Origin of the sequence: Nonomuraea sp. PA05, from assembly GCF_008086045.1 — a bacterium.
Lineage (GTDB): Bacteria > Actinomycetota > Actinomycetes > Streptosporangiales > Streptosporangiaceae > Nonomuraea > Nonomuraea monospora.
In genome coordinates this window covers 333,627-351,691 of record NZ_VSEY01000003.1, presented here as the reverse complement: position 1 = coordinate 351,691, position 18,065 = coordinate 333,627, and the positions used below count along the sequence as shown (strand labels likewise).

The window sequence follows — 18,065 nt, the reverse complement described above, 5'->3', positions numbered from 1 at the left end:
GGGACCGCTTACTTCCCGCGGTCCTTCACGGGCACGTTGACGAGCAGTTTCCCGGCGGTGTCCACGACCTCGAACCTGGCGATCTCGCCGAGCGACATGGTCGTCCCGAAGCGGAAGATCTTCCCGGTCTCGTAGTCGCGCTGCTTGACGATCCAGCTCTGCGAACGCTCCTCGCGCCCGTCCACGCCGACCACCACGACCAGGCAGTCGGTGCCCACGGGCACCCCTGTGACCTGCACGCCGAGCGCGGAGCCCGCCGCCGTGGGCCGGACGAGCACGGTGGCGTAGTACTCGGCGTCCTCGTTCTCGTCGCTGAAGGCGACCTCGTCCGCCGCGGTCGGGACCGGGGTGGCCCGGGTCGCGCTCTCGGGCGCCGCGGGGCTCTGCGAGGCCTCACCGGCACCGCGGGAGTCGGAGGCCGCGTCCCTCGGCTGGGCCTTCTGCGCGTAGCCCTCCTCGCTGCTCTGGTCACTGCTCTGGTCGCTGAGCACCTGGGGAGCCTCCGAGGCGGCGGGCGCGGGGGCCTGGGCCGCCGTCGTCTCGCCACCGGAGCCGGTCTGGATCGTCGTCCACACCGTGCCGCCCACCACCAGGACCGCCGCCGCCGCGATCAGCGACATCACGGCGCGCCCGCGCCTGGTCCGCTTGACGCGGTCGTTCAGCAGCCGGTCGAGCACCTGGCGCGGAGGGCTGGCGACCAGCTCCACGTCACGCTCGGACACCTTGCCCAGGAACGCGCCGACCCCCTCCAGCTCCATCAGCTCGGCGCCGCACGCCTCGCAGGTCGCCAGGTGGTGGTCGATCTCCAGCTCCTCCTCGGGCTCGAGCGCGCCGAGCGCGTGCGCGCCCAGCGAGATGCGAACCTCCTCGCACGTCATCACGGTGCCAGCCCCCGTTCCTCGAGCGCCAGCTTGAGCGCGCGCAACGCGTAGTACGTGCGGGACTTCACCGTGCCCGGCGGAATGCCCAGCGTCGCCGACGCCTCCTTCACCGATCGCCCCCGGTAGTAGACCTCCAGCAGCACCTCCCGGTGCTCGGGCCGCAGCGCGGCCAGCGCCTCGGCCACGGCCCACGACTCGACCGCCCGCTCCAGCTCGTCGTCGGCCGGCAGGACCGCCAGCGCCTCGTCGCCGGTCTCCGGCGGCCTGGCCTTCTTGGCGCGATGCTGGTCCACGACGAGATTACGGGCCACTGTGAACAGCCACGCGCGGATGGGCCTGCCGGACATCGCCTCGGGATGCCGCCAGGCCCGCAGCAGCGTCTCCTGGACGACGTCCTCGGCCCGCCCGGAGTCACCGGTCAGTCGCAGAACGTAGCCGTAGAGGGGCCCGGCGTGCTCGTCGAAGAGGGTCTTCACGAGTTCCTCGTCGGCGGTCCCGGCTGTGCTCACACCCTCTTCACGTACGGCGGGCGTGAGTGGTTCAGTCTCATCCACGGATCGGCACGTCAGACGCCTCGGCCGAGATCTCCAGGCCCTCCGCCACGCTTCTGACCCCGGTCACCTTCACGTCGAAGGGCAGCTTGCCCTGGAACGGGATGGTGTAGGAGATGAGCCGGGCGACCTGGTCGGGCACCCCCTGGATCTTCTCGGCCTGCACCCTGATCGCCCCGTCGGCCAGCTCGACCCGCATCTCGGCGTTGAACCGCACCTTGCTCACCCCCACCGTGACCTCGCCCGACGCCGTGAGCCGCCGCCCGTTGCCGCCGATCTTGACGCCCTGGGGGGCGTACTTGTCGATCGTCTCCCTGGTGAGGGTGCCACTGATGTTCACACGGCCGGCCCGGATGTCGGGTCTGTTCTGGATGATGTCCGCCAGGGGCGCCGTCACGTCGTAGGCGGCGCCCCGCAGGTTCTTGATCGGCACGTCTCCGTACGTGAACGTGCCGAGATTGAACCGTACCTCCGGATAGCGCCCGGAGATGGCCTGAGTGAGAAATGGGATGCCCTCAATGGTGACGGTCGGCGTGCCGGAGAGGTCGGCCGACGCCGCGATGCGGTTCGCCAGATCCCGCTGCACGCCTGCCACGGCGACGCGGTCCACGGCGACAAGGAGGACGACCAGCACGATCAGAAAAACGATCAGCTTGCGCATGGGGCTCCCATGTCTCGAGCGGGGGTCAAGAGACTACCGATTGGAATCTCCCATTCCCCCGCGAAGCACCCCCTCACCTGACGGCTCAACCGCCTGCGAAGGGCGGGAGGACCTCCACGGTCGCGCCGTCGGCGAGGATCACCTCTCCGTGGGGGCGCTTGCCGACCGGCGAGCCGTCCACGAGGAACGAGCATCGTCGCACGACGCGTGCGAGGTCTGACCGATTTTGTGTGATTTTCGTCATGAGTTCACCAAGCGTGACCGCTTCGAACGGTTCCTCGGCGACTCCCGCCGCTTCCTTGGCAGCCGCCCAATAACGCACTTTTCCCGTGGCCATGCCTTGCCTCACAATCTTTTCCACACTATTGTGCGTCGCCCTTAACGAGCTTGTTCCAGGAGACGCGCTGTTCATCTGCCGGACGCGCAATGGACGCGACTTACTCGTGGGATATCCTCACTCACAGGACCTGGGCGACGTAGCCCCCGGGTCCTTGCGTGTTTGAGGAGGCCGTAATGAGCAACCTGCTCCTGCTGACCAACGCCCTCGAGCCGTCCGCCGAGGTGCTACCGGCGCTGGGGTTGCTGCTCCACTCGGTCCGCGTCGCCCCGGCGGAGGCATCCGCCCTCATCGACACCCCTCCCGCCGACGCTGTCCTCGTTGACGCGCGCAAGGAGCTCGTCCAGGCCAAGAGCCTGTGCCGGTTGATCCGCACCACCGGCATCGACTGCCCGCTCCTGGTGATCGTGACCGAGGGCGGGCTGGCCGCGATGACCTCCGAATGGGGGGTGGACGACGTGCTGCTCGACAGCGCCGGCCCCGCCGAGGTGGAGGCCCGGCTGCGGATGGCCACCGGCCGCATCTCGCAGGCCTCGACGGAGGACGTGCCGGACGAGATCCGCAGCGGCGACCTGTCGATCGACGAGGCCACCTACACCGCGCGGCTGCGCGGCCGCGTGCTCGACCTCACGTTCAAGGAGTTCGAGCTGCTCAAGTACCTCGCCCAGCACCCCGGCAGGGTCTTCACCCGCGCCCAGCTCCTCCAGGAGGTCTGGGGCTACGACTACTTCGGCGGCACCAGGACGGTCGACGTGCACGTGCGGCGGCTGCGCGCCAAGCTCGGCACCGAGTACGAGTCGCTGATCGGCACGGTGCGCAACGTCGGTTACCGCTTCGTGCCCGACCGCGCCGACGCGGCCAACGTCTGACCGAAAGTTCCCGAAGATTGACAGCGGGTTCCCGCTGCGCTCCACTGATGTGACAGGTCGTCGTACGAACTGTTTCGCGTCTGTCATGTCGAGGACACCGCCGTCCTTAAGGGGGTGGTGTCCGGGTGGGCCTCTTCGGATCGCTGATCGACGAGGGCGCCCGCCCGCGTGTCTACCACCGTGACGAGATGATGTGCTCGCCGTTGCGGGCCGACCACAACGTCTACGTGATCGACTCGGGCTACGCCCGCGAGTACACCCCGGCGGGCGGGCGCGAGGCCGTGCACGACCTGCGGGGCGCGGGCGACCTCGTCGGCGAGCTGGCCTTCTGGAGCCCCGCCGACCGGGTCAGGGTGGACGCGCTGACCGAGGTCCGCGCCTGGCCCATCGACCTGCGGCGGCTGCGCGAGCACGCCTCCGGCAGCCCCGCCGTGGCGAACGCGCTGGTGCAGGAGCTGTTCGCGCGGAACATGGCCGCGCGCAGGCACGAGGCGCTGTCCCGCGCGCCCGTCGCCGCCCGGCTGGCCGTGTGGCTGCTGCACCTGGACGAGCGTTACGAGCTGGGCTCCGAGGACGCGCCGCCGCTGACCATGGAGACGCTGGCCGGGCTGGTCGGCAGCTCCGCCGACGTGGTGCAGCGCCAGATCACCCGGTGGACGCAGCGGGGCTGGCTGGTCCGGGTCCGGTACCGGCGGCTGCGCGTCGCCGACCCGTCCGCGCTGCGCGTCGCCGCCGGGAGCTGGGAGCACCTGTCGGCGCCGTGGGCCGGGCGGGTGCCGCCGTTCCTGGCCCGCCCGGCCGGGCCGGCCGAGCCGCTGCCGGTGGGCGAGGTGCCCAAGCCGCGCCAGCTCCCCGCCGACATGCCGGACTTCATCGGCCGCCAGCAGAGCCTCGACCTGCTCACCGGCTGGCTGGAACGGCCACGGCGGACCAACACCATGGTCGTGCAGGGCCTGCCGGGCGTGGGCAAGACCGCGCTGGTGACGCACTGGGGCCACCTGCACGCCGACCGGTTCCCCGACGGGCAGATCGTGATCGACCTGCGCGGGCAGTCGCCGAGCCAGCCGCCGATGAGCACCATCGAGGCACTGGGACAGATCCTGCGCTCGCTCGGCATCGGCGAGCCCGCCTCCGACGAGGCCGAGCTGATGCTGCTGTACCGCAGCAGGATCGCCGGGCGGCGGCTGCTGCTCATCCTGGACAACGCCGCCGACCCCGCGCAGGTGCGGGCGCTGCTGCCGGGCAGCAGGGACTGCGTGGCGCTGGTCACCAGCAGGACCAGGATGGCGCCGCTGCGCGCCACCGGGCACGCCGACCTGATGGACCTGCCGGTGCTCGACCCGGGCAACGCCGTGGCGCTGCTCGTCGCGGTGCTCGGCGAGGGCTCGCCCAGGGCCGCCGACCGCGACGCGCTGGCCGAGCTGGCCCGGGTGTGCTCCTACCATCCCTTCGCGCTGCGCATCTCGGCGGCCAAGCTGGCCGAGAACCCCGGGCTCAGCGTCCAGTCCAGGGCGCAGGAGCTGCGCAGGCCCGATCGGCTGCTGGTGGGCGATCCGGAGGAGGCGTTCACCAAGGCGCTCAACCTGGCGTACGAGTCGCTGAGCCCCGCGCAACGGCGGGCGTTCCGGCACGTCGGGCTGCTGCCGGGGCGGGACTTCACGCCCGAGGTGCTGGCGGCGGCTCTCGGCGTGCCGGTGAACGAGGCGGTGGTCGCGGTGGAAGGCTTGCACAGGGCGTACCTGGTGGAGCCGCTGCCGGGGCCGCGCTACCGGGTGCACGACCTGGTCAAGCGGCTGGCCAAGGAGCTGGGCAGGCACGCGGAGGCGGGCGTGCGGGAGGCCAGGGTGCGGCTGCTCGACCACTACCTGGCGATGGCGACCGACCCGGCGACGCCGCGCGAGTGGTTCGAGGCCGAGCGGCGCTCGCTGGTGTCGGCCGTGCGGCTGGCCGGGGAGAACGGCGCGCACGGCATGGCCTGGCGGCTGGCCGAGGCCGTGTTCGAGCCGTTCAGGCGGCTGCGCTTCTACGAGAACAACCTGGAGGTCCAGCAGGGCGGGCTCACCTCGGCCATGCAGGTCAGCAACCGGCGGGCGATCGCGCTCATGCGCAGCCGCCTGGGCAGCCTGCACCGCGACATCGGCCCGTCCACGCTGGCCGCCAGGCTGATCGGCGAGGCGCTGGCGGACTTCGCCGAGCTGGGCGACCGCGAGGGCCAGGCGCGGGCGCTGAACGAGCTGGCCGAGGTGCACGGCATCGCAGGCAACAGCGAGGACGCGCTGCGCTACGCCGCCGAGGCGCTCGACCTGTACCGGGAGATCGACGACCCGGCCGGGGTGGCGAGCTGCCTGCACACGCTGTCGCGGCTGCACCTGTCGCAGGAGCGCTACGAGCTGGCACTGCACCACGCCGGCCAGGCCCTGGACGTGCGGGAGGAGCTGGGCGACCGGCGCGGCACCGCGCAGAGCCTGATCATCCTGGCCACCGTGCAGCGCAACCTGGGCGAGCCGAACGCCGCCCTGTCGGAGGGCCTGGAGGCGCTGTCGATCTGTCACGAGCTGGGCGACGAGCACGCAGAAGCCGAGACGCTGCTGTGCCTGGCCGAGATCTACGACCTGCTGCGGCTGCCGCACGACGCCCAGCGCGACGCCGAACGGGCGCTGGCCGGCTACACCGCGACCGGCGACCAGTACGGCTGCGGCCGGGCCCTTGGCGCGCTGGGCCGCATCGCCCGCAACGGCTCCCGCTACGACGAGGCGCTCGCCTCCTACGAGCAGGCCCTGGCCGTGCAGATCGAGCTGCACCACGAGCAGGGCAAGGCCGAGACGCTCGGCGACATCGGCCTGGTGTACTGGCGGCTGTCCGACTACCTGCGCGCCGACGACTACCTCAGCCAGGCGCTCTCGATCAGCAGGGTGATCCGCGACGAGCCCGTCGAGGCACGCATGCTCAACCGGCTCGCCCGGGTGCGCCGCCGCCAGGGCCGTCCGCAGGTGGCCTTCGTGTACGCGCTCGAAGCCCTGGACATCGTGCAGGGCCTGGGTAACCGGCGGGTCGAGGGCGACGTGCAGGAGACGCTGACGTACACGTACCTGTCGCTGGGGCAGCCCAAGGCGGCGCTGCGGGCGGCCAGGGCGGCGCTGGCGATCAGGGAGGAGCTGCGCGACAACCGGGGCAGCGCGCTGCTGTCGATGGCGCAGGCGCTGCTCGCGGCGGGCCGGTCGGCGCAGGCGCTGACGCCCGCCAGGGAGGCGGCCGAGCTGCAGCACGAGACCGGCACCCGCGACCGGTGGGCGGCGGCGCTCACCACCCTCGCCCTGGTGCTGCTGGACCTCGACAGGACGGACGAGGCGGCGGTGTACGCGCGGCAGGCCATGGACGTGCACAGGGAGTGCGGGACGCGGCGCGACCTCGGCTGCGCGCTGCGGGCACTCGGCCTGGTCTCGGCCCGGCTGGGGCACCGGTGGGCCGCCGTGACCCATTTGCGGGAGGCCGTGCGGGTTCTGGAAGAGGTGGGTGACGTCTTCGAGGCGAAGCACGTGGCAGAAGAACTGCGGCTTATCCATGAAATGCCGACAAAAGTCGTGAAATCCCGGATCTAAGGTCGCAGATCTTTTCCGGACACTCCCGTTAGCTGGTGATCCGGCTACCGATAAACGGAGGTGATCCGGATGCTCAAGAACCATCTGCGTCGAGACCTCAACTGGCTGAAAAGTCAGGCGCGCAAGGACAGACGGATCACCGTCGGGCTGCTCGCCGGTCTCCTGGGAGCCTGGGTGCACCAGGCTCCCGCCGCCGGGGAGGTCTCCTCCTCGCCGCTGCTGCTGGCCATCTCGGCCGCTCTCGCCGTGGGGTCGGGAGCTGCCTGGCTGGTGGCGACGTACCTCGTGTCGCGGACCCTGCGGGCGCGGCGCGAGCCGGCGGAGGAGCTGCGGTGGATCTCGCGGATCAGCAGGGGCAAGGAGTGGGCGTTCTGCTCGCTGAGCGCCTACGTGGCCTGGCACCTGCTGCAGTTCGTGACGGCGCTGCTGCTGGGCTGAAGCCCGCCGCCTCCGTCCAGAACCGCGCGCTCCAAGGAGTTCACGCGGATGCCGCCGCCGGTGTGCACGTACTGGACGATCTCCGCCGTGCGCAGCTCGGCCGTCCCGAAGTCGGCGTCCGCGTGCGCGTCGCACCACGCGACCAGCTCGCCGGCGTTCGTGAGCGGAGCCGCGAAGTGCACGAGGCTGACGTACCAGCGGTCGCGGACCCGGCCGCGCTCCACGTCGCGGATGCCGCGCGACTCCAGCACGTGGGCGAAGCGCTTGCGGATCGTGTCCAGGGTGTCGTCCTCCGGGTGGGCGCCCACCACGACGCCGCCCGGGTGCGGGTGCACGCCCGCCAGGCGCACCCGCGCCGGCGGCAGGCCCGCCACCGCCTCGGCCAGCGCGCTCCCGTACGCGCGGCGCAGCGGATCGTCCTGCGGGATGTGCGTGCGGTACCGCTCCAGCGTCCTGAGCGTGACATGCAGGGCCCTGGCGCCGTGCACCCAGTGGCCGGTGGCGCCGGCGGTGGCGGACAGCTCCGCCATCCGGTCCGCGATCTCGTCCTGCGGGCGGAACGCGGCCGTGGTGCCCCAGCGGGTGCCGCCGTCCACGAAGGGGACGTCATGAGTGGCCCGGCCGGCCAGCAGCGCCGCGCGCCCTCTCGCTCGAAACTCGGCGAAATCGGACATCCGTGCAGTATGTCATGATCAACGTCAGCGGTGCGTGCGGGCGAGGATGAGCAGGGCGGGCACCCAGTGCTCGCCGTAGCGCTCCAGCAGGTCGGGACGGCGATGGTCGCCGCCGGTCACGCGGCCCCGGCAGAGCGGGGTGGCGCAGCGGCAGTCCAGGACGAAGCCGGGGTCGGCGGTGCTGGTGGCGTAGTCGCTGGTGACCTCCTCCCCCGGGCTCAGGTCGCGGCGGGCGGCCAGCGTGTACGGCCCGGTCCACCACAGGTTCGGGTCGCAACTGTGGTTGGCCTTGCCGATGGGGCGGCCCGGCGGCAGGACCAGGTGGCGGTCGGCGGTCACCGTGATGGTGTCGACGTAGGGCACGGCGGGGTCGGCGAACAGGGCCTGGAGGTCGTCCCAGGTCACCAGGCGCCCACCAAGGCGGGAGACGACGGTGCCCGCGGAGATGGCCGCGGTGGCGAACAGGCCCTCGCCCGCGATGGCCGAGGGGCGCACCTCCAGGCCGGGGTGGAGCCAGCAGTCGGGTTCAGGAGGTTCCGGCACCCGTCAATCCTGCCTCGGGAAGGCCGCCCTGTGCGGGCCGGTGTCGGGGTCGAACTCGTGGCGGATCCGCGCGCAGTCGTCCAGCAGCGCCCCCTGCAGCGAGCGCAGCTCGGTGTGCCTGGTGTGGTGGAACTCGGTGGCCAGCCGCCGCTGCTGGCGTTCGCCGTCGTCGAGGGCGGCGCACAGGTCGTCCAGGTCCTCGCGCCGCCCGTGGCCGACCTGCAGCATGCCGAAGTCCCTGAACACGCGTGACAGCGCGGCCAGCTCGTCCGCCAGCGGCTCTGGCAGGTCGGCGCCGCGCGCGCCGGGCAGCCCGCGGACGCCGGCGACGAGGTCGACCAGGCCTCTGGCGATGCCTCTGAGCTGGTGGCAGGCGTGGTCGAGGCAGGTGGCGGCCTCGGCCACCTGGCGCAGGCGGCGGTCGTAGCGGCGGCGGCGCAGCGACAGCCGTACGGACTCGGCCGCCTGGTCGGCGGCCTGCTCGGTGTCCTCCAGGCGCTGGGACAGGGCACGCGCCCGGTCCAGCCAGTCGCCGGCCATCTCCCTGTCCCAGTCGCCGCGCAGGCCCTTCGACATGTCCTCGGCCAGGTCGGCCAGCTCAGCGGACAGGCCGCACAGCTCCTTGCCGGCCTTGTCCACGAAGCGGGGCGGCAGGACGAGGAGGTTCGCGGCGATGCCGATGGCGGCGCCGAGGAGCACGTCGGCGAGGCGGGCGAAGCCGTACGTGCTGCCCAGCGCCAGCACCAGCAGCGCCGTGATGGGGATCTGCACGTTCTGGGCGGGCAGGTTGAGCAGGCGCGTCAGGACGAGGCCCGCCACCACCAGCACGGCCAGCGTCACCACGTTGGCGCCGATCAGCCAGATCAGCGCGGTGGCCGCGCCCACGCCGACCACCACGGCGAGGATCTGCTGGCCGCCGCGGACGAGCGTGCTGTACGCCGTCGCGGAGACGGTCAGCAGCACGCCGATGGGCACGAGCACCGGCAGGTCGACCTTGAGCACGTACGCGGCCAGCCACCAGGCCAGCGCGCACGCCACCGTCACCTTGACCGTCTGGGCCAGCGCCTCCCGCTCCATCCGCAGCCAGCGGCCGAGGCCCATGCTGTGCGCGCGTGCGAGCGCGGCGGCCCCGCCCGACACGATGCGTTCGAGCGGGGAGCCGACCACCTCGCGACCGCGCCCCGTTTCACCCTCCATGTCCATTTTTCCTGCCCAGTAACGCCGCGGATAGAGCCGCCGCTGAGCGGGTAGCGGCAGATGAGGGAGGGTGACACATGGCCGGCGACCTGATCGTTCCTGACGCCGCTCACGGCTTGGTGGTGTTCGTGCACGGCAGCGGCAGCGGCCGGCACAGCCCGCGCAACCGTTACGTGGCGGGCGCGCTCAACGAGGCGGGCCTGGGCACGCTGCTGTTCGACCTGCTCACGCCCGAGGAGGAGGCCGACAGGGCGAACGTCTTCGACATCCCGCTGCTGGCCGGGCGGCTGCTGGAGCACACCGCCTGGGTACGCGCGCAGCCCGAGGCCAAGGGCCTGCCGATCGGCTACTTCGGCGCCAGCACCGGCGCGGCGGCGGCTCTGTGGGCGGCAGCCGAGCCGGACAACGCGATCACCGCGATCGTCTCCCGCGGCGGCCGTCCCGACCTGGCCGGGGAGCGGCTGGCGGCGGTACGCGCGCCGACCCTGCTCATCGTGGGCGGGCGCGACCCGGTGGTCGTGGAGCTGAACGAGGAGGCGCAGCGGCGCCTGAGCGCGGAGAGCCGGATCACGGTGGTGCCGGGGGCGACGCACCTGTTCGAGGAGCCGGGCGCGCTGGAGGCCGTGGCCGGGCACGCAAGAGACTGGTTCACCACCTGCTTCACCGGACCGAGGGAGCCGATGTGAGACTGGCCGCCACCGTCCTGGAGACGCCCGACGCGAACGCGCTGGCCGCCTTCTACCGCGCCCTGCTGGGCTGGGACGTCAAGGAGGAGGAGCCCGGCTGGGTGATGCTCAGGCCGCCGGACGGCGGGGCCGGGCTGTCGTTCTCCAGCGACCCCCAGTACGTGCGGCCGACCTGGCCGGCCCGGCCCGGGGCCCAGCAGATGATGGCGCACCTGGACATCAAGGTGGACGACCTCGACGAGAGCAGCGCCAGGGCCGTCGAGCTGGGCGCGACGGTGGCCGACTTCCAGCCCCAGCAGGACGTGCGCGTGCACCTCGACCCGGACGGCCACCCCTTCTGCCTCTTCCTGAACACGTAGGGGAATCGATCAATCACGTTGCCGCGCGGCCCGGTTTGTGCGAACGTCGGGGCGGATGACATCCCGACTTGACGGCGGTTGTGGACGTGCCACTTCTGGAGATCGACGGTCTCACCTGGGAGACGCGTGGAGCCCGGCGCCGCCTGTCACCCGACCCGCTGCTGCTCGCCCCCGGGCAGACCGCCGTGGTGGTGGCCGAGGGGCCGGCCGAGGCCGACGCGTTCACCGACCTGCTGCTCGGCCTGGAGATGCCCGTCGGCGGCCGGATCGGGATCGGCGGCCACGAGATCACCATGCGGCTGCCCGCGGAGCGCGAGATCGGGCTGGTCCCGGCGGGCGCGGGGCTGCTGCCGCACCTGACCGTCGAGCGGAACCTGGCGCTGGCCGCGCGTGACGACCTGGCGCCGTCGTTCGTGCGGGGCCGGATCGCGTTCATGGCCAGGCGGATGGACATCCAGGGCTTCCTGCGCTCGCGGCCGCACGAGCTGGCCCACGACGAACGGCTGAGCGTCGCGCTGGCGCGCGTCCTGTGCCGCCCGCTGCCCGTCAAGGTGGTGGTGATCGAGGACCGGACGGGCTGCGGGCCGTGCCACGCGGCCGTGAGCGGGGCGCTGCGCGCCGACCCGGGGCTGGCCGTGCTCGTCGTCACCGACGACGGCACCAGGGTGGCCAGCCTCGCCTCCCCTTCCTGCATCTGGGAGGTCGCCGATGTCGATGAGCCGTAGGGCGTTCCTGGCCGCCGTCCCGGCCGTCACGGTGGCGGGCTGCTCAGGGCAGGCGCCGTTACGCGTCGCGGTGGTGTGGAGCGGCGAGGAGTTACGCCGCTTCCTGCGCGTGGTGGACGCGTACGTGGCGCGGCACCGGCGGCCCGTCAGCGTCTACTCGGCGGGCGACAACATCAGCGCGCTGCTGCGCGGCCCCGCCGAGGACGTCATCCCCGACGTGGCGGTCATCCCCCGCCTCGGGCTGCTCTTCGACCCCGTGGTGCGGCCCCGCATCCGGCCCAGGAGCGGCGGGCACGAGCAGCCGGAGTTCTGGCGGCGGCTGGTGACCCCGTACGACAGCGAGGAGGAGCTGGGCGCCTGGTTCAAGATCGCGAACAAGTCGCTCGTGTGGCACCGCGCGGGCGAGCGGTGGGCGCCCGCGAGCCTGACCCACTGGCAGCCCCGCCCCGGCACGCTGGCGATCGGCGCGGCCGACGGCTGGGTGCTCAGCGACTGGTTCGAGAACGTGCTGCTCGCCTACGCCCCCGAGGTCTACACCGGGCTCTACCCGCCCGAGGAACGCGGCAGCCAGGCGTGGTGGGGGGTGGCCAGGGTCACCGAGGCGCTCACGCTGCTCGCCACGATCTGGCGTGAGGCGTTCACCCAGGAGCAGGGCAGGCGGGCGCTGACCATGCAGTTCCACGACTCGATGCTGGACGTCTTCAGCTACCGCACCGCTGACGTGGTGGCCGCGCCCGACTTCGCGCTGCCCGTCATCGAGCGGTACGGCGGCGGCGACGTGGCCCGGCACTTCCCCTTCCCCGGCCTCGACGGCGGGAAAGCCCCGCTGGTCGTCGGCGGTGACGTGGCGGTGGCGATGCGCGGCGGCGGGCAGGACGCACTCGACTTCGTGAACTGGCTGACCAGGCCGCGCGCGAGCGGCGAGCGCGACGCGCTGACCGACTGGGTGGACGAGGGCGGCTTCCTGACCCCGTACAGTGCGCCGTCGCACCCGCTGCTGCAGATGCCCGCGCAGATGCTGAACAAGGCGGAAAGCCGCCATTACGACCTGTCGGACCGGCTCATCGGCCGGTTGGAGGGCGGCGACGGGCGCGGGCTGTGGCGGGTGCTCACCGAGCTGTTCACCGACGTCACCGCGGGCACGGTTCCCCCTCCGACGGCGGCCGCCGCCGCCCGCGAGAAGATCGTGGAGGCCGTCGCCGCATGAGCGAGCAGAACGCCTTCCTGTTCGAGGTGGCCCCGCACCACGACGTCCGGGTGCCGGCCGCCGCGTCCGGGCTGAGCCGCTGGCGGGCCGCGCTCTACCTGCTGCTGGCTGTGCTGCTGTCGGCGGGCGTGATCCTGGCGCCGTTCCTGGTGACCGTGGTCATCAGCTTCTCCAGGCCCGGCGCCTGGTCCGGCGTGCTGAGCGACGGCCAGGCCTGGCAGGCGGTCGGCAACTCGCTGATCTGGTGGGTGCTGGTCGTGATCGTGTGCGCGGTCGGGCTCGGCCTGGCCTGGCTGGTCAGGAACGCCGGCCTCGCGCTGGGCCTGGTCATGCGGGTCATCCTGGTGCTGCCCGCCGTGGTCTCCCCGCTCACCACCGGAGCGATCTTCCGGCTGCTGTTCGACACCAGCCGCGAGCGCGGCATGGCCGCCGCCCTGCTCGGCAGGGACCTGGCCTTCCTCGGGCCCGGCTGGATCTGGCTGGTGCTCGGGCTGGCCTTCGTCTGGCAGTACGCCGGGGTCGCGTTCCTGGTCTTCCACGAGGCTCTGGCCCGGATGCCGTCGAGCCTGCTGCGGATGGCCAGGGCGTTCGGCGTGGGGCGGCGGCGCCGGCTCTGGTCCGTGGTGCTGCCCGCGCTGGCCGGGCCCGCCGCGCTGGCGTACCTGTTCGCGCTGGTGGCGGCGGCCCGGGTGTTCGACCTGGTGCTGATGGGGGTGCCCGGCTCGACGCAGGCGCTGGTGGAGGGCGGCGGGCTGTACTGGTGGCGGCACAACGACGACCTGGGCGACGCGGGGGCCGCCGCGCTGGCCGTGCTGATGTCCCTGCTGGTGGCCGGGCTGGCCTCGCTGGCGCTGCTCGGCCTGCGCGGCCGGGTGAACTGGGCGGACCCGCCCGCGCAGCCGTCACCTGACGGGAGCGACGGACGGGCCCGCACGGCTCAGGCGGGGCGCGCCCGCGCCGGGAGCGGGCGGCGGTTGTGGCCGCTGGGCGGGGCGGTGGCCGTGCTGTGGCTGCTGCCGTTCGCGGCGCTGCTGCTCACGTCGCTGCGCGAGCCGGTCGCCGCCGCGCGCACCGGGTGGTGGAACGGCGAGCCGTGGACGCTCGGCTCGTACGCGGAGGCGCTGTCCGACAGCGCGTTCACCGGGGCGCTGGGCACCACGGCGCTGCGGGCCGTGTCGGTGGTGTGCGTGGTGCTGCTGGCCGCGGTGCCGGCGGCGTACGTGCTGGCGCACGAGCACCTGCTGCCGCGCCGCGCCTGGCGGCCCGTCCTGCTGGTCTCGGTGGCCCTGGCGGCGCTGCCGCCGCAGGCGTTCGCCGTGCCGTTGCAGCGCTGGCTGAGCCCCGTGGGCACCGCGCTCGCGCTGACCATCGTGCACGCGGCGCTGGTGATCCCGCTGGCGGTGCTGGTGCTGCACAACGCGTTCGTCCGGGTGCCCGCGCCGATGCTCGCCCGCGACCGGTGGGAGCTGTTCCACGTCGTCCGCGAGGCGCGCCCGGCCGTGGTGCTGGCCGGGGTGCTGGCGTTCGTCCTGGTGTGGAACGACGCGGTCGTCGGGCTGCTGCTCAATTGGCCGTCGGGCGACCACCTGCCGCTGATCCTGCTGGAGCAGGCCCGCCACTTCATGAGCGCCGCGAGCCCGCTGGCGGCGCAGGCGGTGATCGCCACCGCGGTGCCGGTGCTGGTGGTGGCCGTGACCGCGCGCCGGCTCCACCGGGGGCTGACCCGGGGGGTGCGCCGGTGACGGACATCTCGCGCGGGGAACGGCTGAGCTTCCGGCTGTCGCGCCTGTACCGGCGGGCCGTGGCGCACCTGCCCGAGCTGGGCGTCGGCGGCGCGCTGACGGTGGGCGGCACCCTCCTGATCCTCCAGGAGGAGCTGATCAAGCAGCTCATCGGCGGCTGGCCGGCCTGGCTGCTGATCGTCCTCGTGGTGCTGGTGCCGATCGCGGCCGGCTCGCTGACCTACCTGATCCGCCGCCGCCACCGCGAGCCTCCGCCCCGGCCGGCCATGGGCGCCATGCCGTTCCCCGACAGGATCGACGGCTTCACCGGCCGCGACGCCGAGCTGCAGCGGATCAAGGACGAGGCGCTGGAGCACGGCGTCGTCGTGGTGCACGGCGGCATCGGGATGGGCACGTCCACGCTGGCCATCCAGGCGGCGTGGGAGCTGGCGGGCGAGGCTCGCAAGCAGCGCTACGCCGACCTGCGCGGCCCCGACAGGGACCGGCCCGAGACGCCGCTGAGCGTCGCGCAGCGGGTGCTGCGCACGCTGAACCGCCCGCCGGGCGCGATCCAGGAGCCCCAGGACGCGACCGCGCAGGTGATCGAGGCGCTCACCGGCACCGGGCACGTGCTCCTGCTGGACAACGTCAGCTCGTGGAGCCAGGTCGACTGGCTGCCGACCCGGGTGCCGGGCGCGCACGTCGTGCTGGCGGGCACGCTCACGGACGCGCCGCCGCAGCACGTCGAGCCGATCCACCTCGGCCCGCTCGCCCCCGAGGCGGGCCAGGCGCTGCTGGCCAGGCACATCGGGCCGGCGCGGGTGGCCCGCGACCCGAAGGCGCTGGAGCTGCTGGTGGACGTCTGCCTGGGCAGCCCGCTGGAGATCGTCAGGGTCGGCCGCTGGCTGGCGCGCAATCCGGGCGTCTCACTCCAGTCGCTGGTGGACGACCTGCGCGGCCAGCCCGTCGCCGACACGCTCGACTTCGTGGTCAACCTCAGCGTCAAGCAGCTCAGACCGACGGCCAAGCAGCTCTTCGTGCTGCTCGCCGGGCTGCCCATCGCGGAGGTGGACCACCAGGCCGCCGCCGCCCTGCTCGGCGTGCCGTCCGCGACGGACGCGATCGGGGAGCTGGCCGATCTCGGGCTGGTGGAGAACGTGCGGATGACGCGCGTCCGGGTGTCGAGCGCGTTCCGCGGCGGCGGCGCCGGGGACTCGCCCCGGGAGATCGCCGCCTGGCGCCGGCTGGTCGAGCACTTCGCCGGGCAGGCCGGCTCGTACGCCGGGCGGCTGCCCGCCGAGGAGGCCAGGACCTGGTTCGCGATGGAGGACCGGGTGCTGCTGCAGGTGCTGGCCCGCAGGGCGCCCGCGCCCGGGACGGGCCGCGCGCTCGCGCGGATCGCCGACGCGCTGGAGAGCTGGTTCCGGCTCGAACAGCGGCACGAGGACCGGCTGCGCGCGGCGGCCGAGCTGGGCAGGGCGGCCGAGGCGCTCGGGGACGAGCAGGTGCAGGCCACGGCCGAGCTGCGCCAGTGCGCGATCCTGCTCACCTCGGGGGACCCGCGCGAGGCGCGCAGGCACTTCAACCACGCGGCGGCGCTGCGCGTCAGGGTCGAGTCGTGGCCCGCCGACCTGCACCTCGCGCACGCGGCGATCCTGCTGTCCGGCGGCGACGAGTTCCCCGCCGTCGAGTCGGCCCTCGTCAGGTACGGGCAGGCGCTGGCGGGCGGCGACGTGCTCGGGCAGGCCGTCCGGCTGGCGAACGTGGCGGCGCTGCTGATGCGCAGGGGCCAGACGCTCGACCACGACGGCCGCGGCCCCGAGGCGCGCAGGCTGCACACCAACGCCAGGGTCGTGCTGTTCCAGGCGCTCGACCTGGCGCGGCGGGCCGGCGACGCCGGGGCGGAGGCGCACACCCGCGAGCTGCTCGCGCTGGTCCACCACTACCTGGGCCAGAGCCACGACGCCGGCCTTCACCTGGACGAGGCCGAGCGGCTCTACACCGGGGCCGCGGACGAGATCGGGCGGGCGCGCTGCCTGGTGCACCTGGCCGGGATCATGCTGGAGGACCCGGGGCACGCGCCGGACGCGGTGGTGGCGCTGCTGGAGGAGGCCGAGTCGCGGCTGCCCCCGGCCGGGGTGAGCACCGCGCTCGTCCACCTGCACCTGGCCAGGCTGCGGCGGGAGCGGGCCGCCGAGCACCAGGAGGCCGGGCTGGCGGCCCTGTCTCCCTGGGACGGGATCGCGGAGCCGAAGCAGGTCAGCGAGCTGCGGTCGTTGTTGCTCGCCCTGTGAGAGCCGTCAGACCGCCACGGTCGCCAGGGTCCTCCCGTCGAAGGTCTGGACGGTGAAGTGGTTCAGCTCGGACTGCGGGAGGCTGGTGCCGCCGTGCAGGACGAGCGGATCGGGCGAGCCCGGCACGCCGTACCCCTTCTCCGGCACGCCCCAGCTCGCGACCACCTCGGAGCGCCCGTCGTCGCCCACCGCCATGAGCCGGCACTGCAACGGCCCCTTGACGCCCTTGAGCTCCAGCGCGACGTGTGTGCCCCACCCCTTGTCCTCCAGGCCGACGAGCCCGGACACGCCGGTGGCCGGGTCGGTGATGGAGTACGTGCGGCCGGTCATGAGCAGCTCGCGGGCCGGGCCGTGGATGCTGTCGGGGTTCGGATCGCCGGTCATCGAGCTGACGCCGAGAAACACGCCGGCCGCGACCACGAGGCACGCGGCGGCGGTCATGAAGCCGCGGTGCAGGCTGCGGCGGCGGCGCTCCTTGGCGGCACGGTGCACCAGCAGGGACTCCACCTGCGGGTCGGGGGTGTGGGGCAGCAGGTCGTCCGGGTGGACGCCCTTGATCAGCTCGCCCATGGCGGCGAACGACCCCACTTCCGACGCGCAACTTCCGCAGCCGTCGAGATGGCGCTCGAAGGCGGCCCGCTCCTCCTCGCTGAGCAGGCCGAGCGCGTACGCGGCCACGTCCTCGTGGTGTACCTCTGTCATGGCGCCACCCCCCTGTCATCGTGACGCACCAGAATCACGGCAGCGTCACCCCCCTTTCCTCCAGCGCGACCCGTAAGGCGCGCATGGCGTAGTACACGCGGGACTTCACCGTGCCCACGGGCACGCCGATCGTCTCCGCCGCCTCCTGGACGGTGCGGTCCAGGAGGAACGTCTGGGTGAGCACCTGCCGGTGCGCGGGGGAGAGCGACAGCATCGCGTCGGTGACGACGATCTCCCGTAAGAGCCGCTCGTCCTCTTCCGCTACGGGCATGACGCGTTCGGGGATGTCCTCGACCGTGTCGAGGGGGCGGGAGCCGGAGCGGCGGCGGTTGTCGATGACGACGCGCCGCGCGACCGTGGCCAGCCAGGGCATCAGGGAGCCGGACTCCGTGCGGAGGTCGTGCAGGTTGCGCCAGGCCCGTACGAGGGTTTCCTGGACGACGTCCTCGGCCCAGCGGCGATCGCCGCCCGTCAGCCTGACGGCGAAGGCCATCAGGGGGGCGCCGTATTCGCGGTAGAGGGCTCTGACCATGGCCTCGTCGGTTACGCGGTGCGACACTCCGCGGCTCCCTGCGCTGCGGATATCATGAAATATCGCGCTCGGTAGGCTGATATTGAGAA

General features: G+C 73.0%; 18 protein-coding genes. 9 read left to right on the top strand and 9 right to left on the bottom strand.

Translation table 11 applies throughout. The features are described 5' to 3' along the window. Positions 1 to 8: 8 nt before the first annotated feature. From FXF51_RS07100 to FXF51_RS07085, 4 genes are all read right to left on the bottom strand, one after another. The gene (locus FXF51_RS07100) at positions 9 to 878 is read right to left on the bottom strand and encodes an anti-sigma factor family protein (protein ID WP_262379343.1); all 870 of its coding nucleotides are present in this window, start codon (positions 876 to 878) and stop codon (positions 9 to 11) included. Continuing rightward, positions 878 to 1,390 (bottom strand): sigma-70 family RNA polymerase sigma factor, encoded by a 513-nt coding sequence (locus FXF51_RS07095; RefSeq protein ID WP_148433443.1) that lies wholly within the window; start codon positions 1,388 to 1,390, stop codon positions 878 to 880. The genes FXF51_RS07100 and FXF51_RS07095 overlap by 1 nt, the downstream gene beginning before the upstream one ends. Before the next feature lie 37 nt (positions 1,391 to 1,427). Continuing rightward, positions 1,428 to 2,093, bottom strand: a complete 666-nt coding sequence (locus FXF51_RS07090) for a DUF2993 domain-containing protein (RefSeq protein WP_148433442.1) — start codon at positions 2,091 to 2,093, stop codon at positions 1,428 to 1,430. Positions 2,094 to 2,178: 85 nt separating this feature from the next. After that, on the bottom strand, positions 2,179 to 2,430 hold the full coding sequence (locus FXF51_RS07085; RefSeq protein WP_148433531.1) for a MoaD/ThiS family protein: 252 nt from the start codon (positions 2,428 to 2,430) through the stop codon (positions 2,179 to 2,181). A gap of 176 nt (positions 2,431 to 2,606) precedes the next feature. Between FXF51_RS07085 and FXF51_RS07080 the strand changes: the two genes are divergently transcribed. From FXF51_RS07080 to FXF51_RS07070, 3 genes are all read left to right on the top strand, one after another. Then, positions 2,607 to 3,299, top strand: coding sequence for a response regulator transcription factor (locus FXF51_RS07080; protein ID WP_148433441.1), 693 nt, complete (start codon positions 2,607 to 2,609; stop codon positions 3,297 to 3,299). A 125-nt stretch (positions 3,300 to 3,424) separates the two neighbouring features. Then, complete coding sequence (locus FXF51_RS07075) at positions 3,425 to 6,898, top strand: tetratricopeptide repeat protein (RefSeq protein ID WP_148433440.1); 3,474 nt, start codon at positions 3,425 to 3,427, stop codon at positions 6,896 to 6,898. 69 nt (positions 6,899 to 6,967) lie between these two features. Continuing rightward, positions 6,968 to 7,336, top strand: coding sequence for a hypothetical protein (locus FXF51_RS07070; RefSeq protein ID WP_148433439.1), 369 nt, complete (start codon positions 6,968 to 6,970; stop codon positions 7,334 to 7,336). On the opposite strand, the gene FXF51_RS60620 is transcribed toward FXF51_RS07070, so the two are convergent. The 3 genes from FXF51_RS60620 to FXF51_RS07055 are packed head-to-tail and all read right to left on the bottom strand — an operon-like array spanning position 7,285 to position 9,750. Further along, entirely contained in the window at positions 7,285 to 8,010 is a 726-nt protein-coding gene (locus tag FXF51_RS60620) for a 2'-5' RNA ligase family protein (protein ID WP_187414231.1), read from the bottom strand. The genes FXF51_RS07070 and FXF51_RS60620 overlap by 52 nt on opposite strands. A 24-nt stretch (positions 8,011 to 8,034) precedes the next feature. Next, positions 8,035 to 8,553, bottom strand: coding sequence for an SET domain-containing protein (locus FXF51_RS07060; RefSeq protein WP_148433438.1), 519 nt, complete (start codon positions 8,551 to 8,553; stop codon positions 8,035 to 8,037). A gap of 3 nt (positions 8,554 to 8,556) precedes the next feature. Further along, positions 8,557 to 9,750, bottom strand: coding sequence for an FUSC family protein (locus tag FXF51_RS07055; protein WP_187414230.1), 1,194 nt, complete (start codon positions 9,748 to 9,750; stop codon positions 8,557 to 8,559). A 77-nt stretch (positions 9,751 to 9,827) separates the two neighbouring features. Here FXF51_RS07055 and FXF51_RS07050 point away from each other — a divergent pair, with 77 nt between their 5' ends. The 6 genes from FXF51_RS07050 to FXF51_RS07025 all read left to right on the top strand — a co-directional run bounded on the left by FXF51_RS07050 (position 9,828) and on the right by FXF51_RS07025 (position 16,742). After that, positions 9,828 to 10,436 (top strand): dienelactone hydrolase family protein, encoded by a 609-nt coding sequence (locus FXF51_RS07050; protein WP_148433436.1) that lies wholly within the window; start codon positions 9,828 to 9,830, stop codon positions 10,434 to 10,436. After that, the gene (locus tag FXF51_RS07045) at positions 10,433 to 10,795 is read left to right on the top strand and encodes a VOC family protein (RefSeq protein ID WP_148433435.1); all 363 of its coding nucleotides are present in this window, start codon (positions 10,433 to 10,435) and stop codon (positions 10,793 to 10,795) included. The genes FXF51_RS07050 and FXF51_RS07045 overlap by 4 nt, the downstream gene beginning before the upstream one ends. A gap of 68 nt (positions 10,796 to 10,863) precedes the next feature. Beyond that, positions 10,864 to 11,520, top strand: a complete 657-nt coding sequence (locus tag FXF51_RS07040; protein WP_148433434.1) for an ATP-binding cassette domain-containing protein — start codon at positions 10,864 to 10,866, stop codon at positions 11,518 to 11,520. Next, the gene (locus FXF51_RS07035; RefSeq protein WP_148433433.1) at positions 11,504 to 12,727 is read left to right on the top strand and encodes a hypothetical protein; all 1,224 of its coding nucleotides are present in this window, start codon (positions 11,504 to 11,506) and stop codon (positions 12,725 to 12,727) included. Before FXF51_RS07040 ends, FXF51_RS07035 begins: the two co-directional genes overlap by 17 nt. Then, positions 12,724 to 14,469, top strand: a complete 1,746-nt coding sequence (locus FXF51_RS07030) for an ABC transporter permease subunit (protein WP_148433432.1) — start codon at positions 12,724 to 12,726, stop codon at positions 14,467 to 14,469. Before FXF51_RS07035 ends, FXF51_RS07030 begins: the two co-directional genes overlap by 4 nt. Further along, positions 14,466 to 16,742 carry an NB-ARC domain-containing protein gene (locus FXF51_RS07025; RefSeq protein WP_148433431.1) on the top strand — a complete coding sequence of 759 codons (2,277 nt, stop codon included), beginning with the start codon at positions 14,466 to 14,468 and terminating at the stop codon, positions 16,740 to 16,742. The genes FXF51_RS07030 and FXF51_RS07025 overlap by 4 nt, the downstream gene beginning before the upstream one ends. Positions 16,743 to 16,748: 6 nt before the next feature. Here FXF51_RS07025 and FXF51_RS07020 read toward each other — a convergent pair whose 3' ends face one another. Both FXF51_RS07020 and FXF51_RS07015 read right to left on the bottom strand, forming a co-directional pair. Beyond that, positions 16,749 to 17,444, bottom strand: coding sequence for a zf-HC2 domain-containing protein (locus FXF51_RS07020; protein WP_148433430.1), 696 nt, complete (start codon positions 17,442 to 17,444; stop codon positions 16,749 to 16,751). 34 nt (positions 17,445 to 17,478) lie between these two features. Continuing rightward, entirely contained in the window at positions 17,479 to 17,976 is a 498-nt protein-coding gene (locus FXF51_RS07015) for a sigma-70 family RNA polymerase sigma factor (protein WP_148433530.1), read from the bottom strand. Positions 17,977 to 18,065 lie beyond the last annotated feature (89 nt).

What these genes read in the sequence shown, in the direction of transcription:
- FXF51_RS07100 (WP_262379343.1), bottom strand. Translation starts at nt 878, where the DNA reads ATGACGTGCGAGGAGGTTCGCATCTCGCTGGGCGCGCACGCGCTCGGC.
- FXF51_RS07090 (WP_148433442.1), bottom strand. Translation starts at nt 2,093, where the DNA reads ATGCGCAAGCTGATCGTTTTTCTGATCGTGCTGGTCGTCCTCCTTGTC.
- FXF51_RS07085 (WP_148433531.1), bottom strand. Translation starts at nt 2,430, where the DNA reads ATGGCCACGGGAAAAGTGCGTTATTGGGCGGCTGCCAAGGAAGCGGCG.
- FXF51_RS07080 (WP_148433441.1), top strand. Translation starts at nt 2,607, where the DNA reads ATGAGCAACCTGCTCCTGCTGACCAACGCCCTCGAGCCGTCCGCCGAG.
- FXF51_RS07070 (WP_148433439.1), top strand. Translation starts at nt 6,968, where the DNA reads ATGCTCAAGAACCATCTGCGTCGAGACCTCAACTGGCTGAAAAGTCAG.
- FXF51_RS60620 (WP_187414231.1), bottom strand. Translation starts at nt 8,010, where the DNA reads ATGTCCGATTTCGCCGAGTTTCGAGCGAGAGGGCGCGCGGCGCTGCTG.
- FXF51_RS07055 (WP_187414230.1), bottom strand. Translation starts at nt 9,750, where the DNA reads ATGGAGGGTGAAACGGGGCGCGGTCGCGAGGTGGTCGGCTCCCCGCTC.
- FXF51_RS07050 (WP_148433436.1), top strand. Translation starts at nt 9,828, where the DNA reads ATGGCCGGCGACCTGATCGTTCCTGACGCCGCTCACGGCTTGGTGGTG.
- FXF51_RS07035 (WP_148433433.1), top strand. Translation starts at nt 11,504, where the DNA reads ATGTCGATGAGCCGTAGGGCGTTCCTGGCCGCCGTCCCGGCCGTCACG.
- FXF51_RS07030 (WP_148433432.1), top strand. Translation starts at nt 12,724, where the DNA reads ATGAGCGAGCAGAACGCCTTCCTGTTCGAGGTGGCCCCGCACCACGAC.
- FXF51_RS07020 (WP_148433430.1), bottom strand. Translation starts at nt 17,444, where the DNA reads ATGACAGAGGTACACCACGAGGACGTGGCCGCGTACGCGCTCGGCCTG.
- FXF51_RS07015 (WP_148433530.1), bottom strand. Translation starts at nt 17,976, where the DNA reads ATGGTCAGAGCCCTCTACCGCGAATACGGCGCCCCCCTGATGGCCTTC.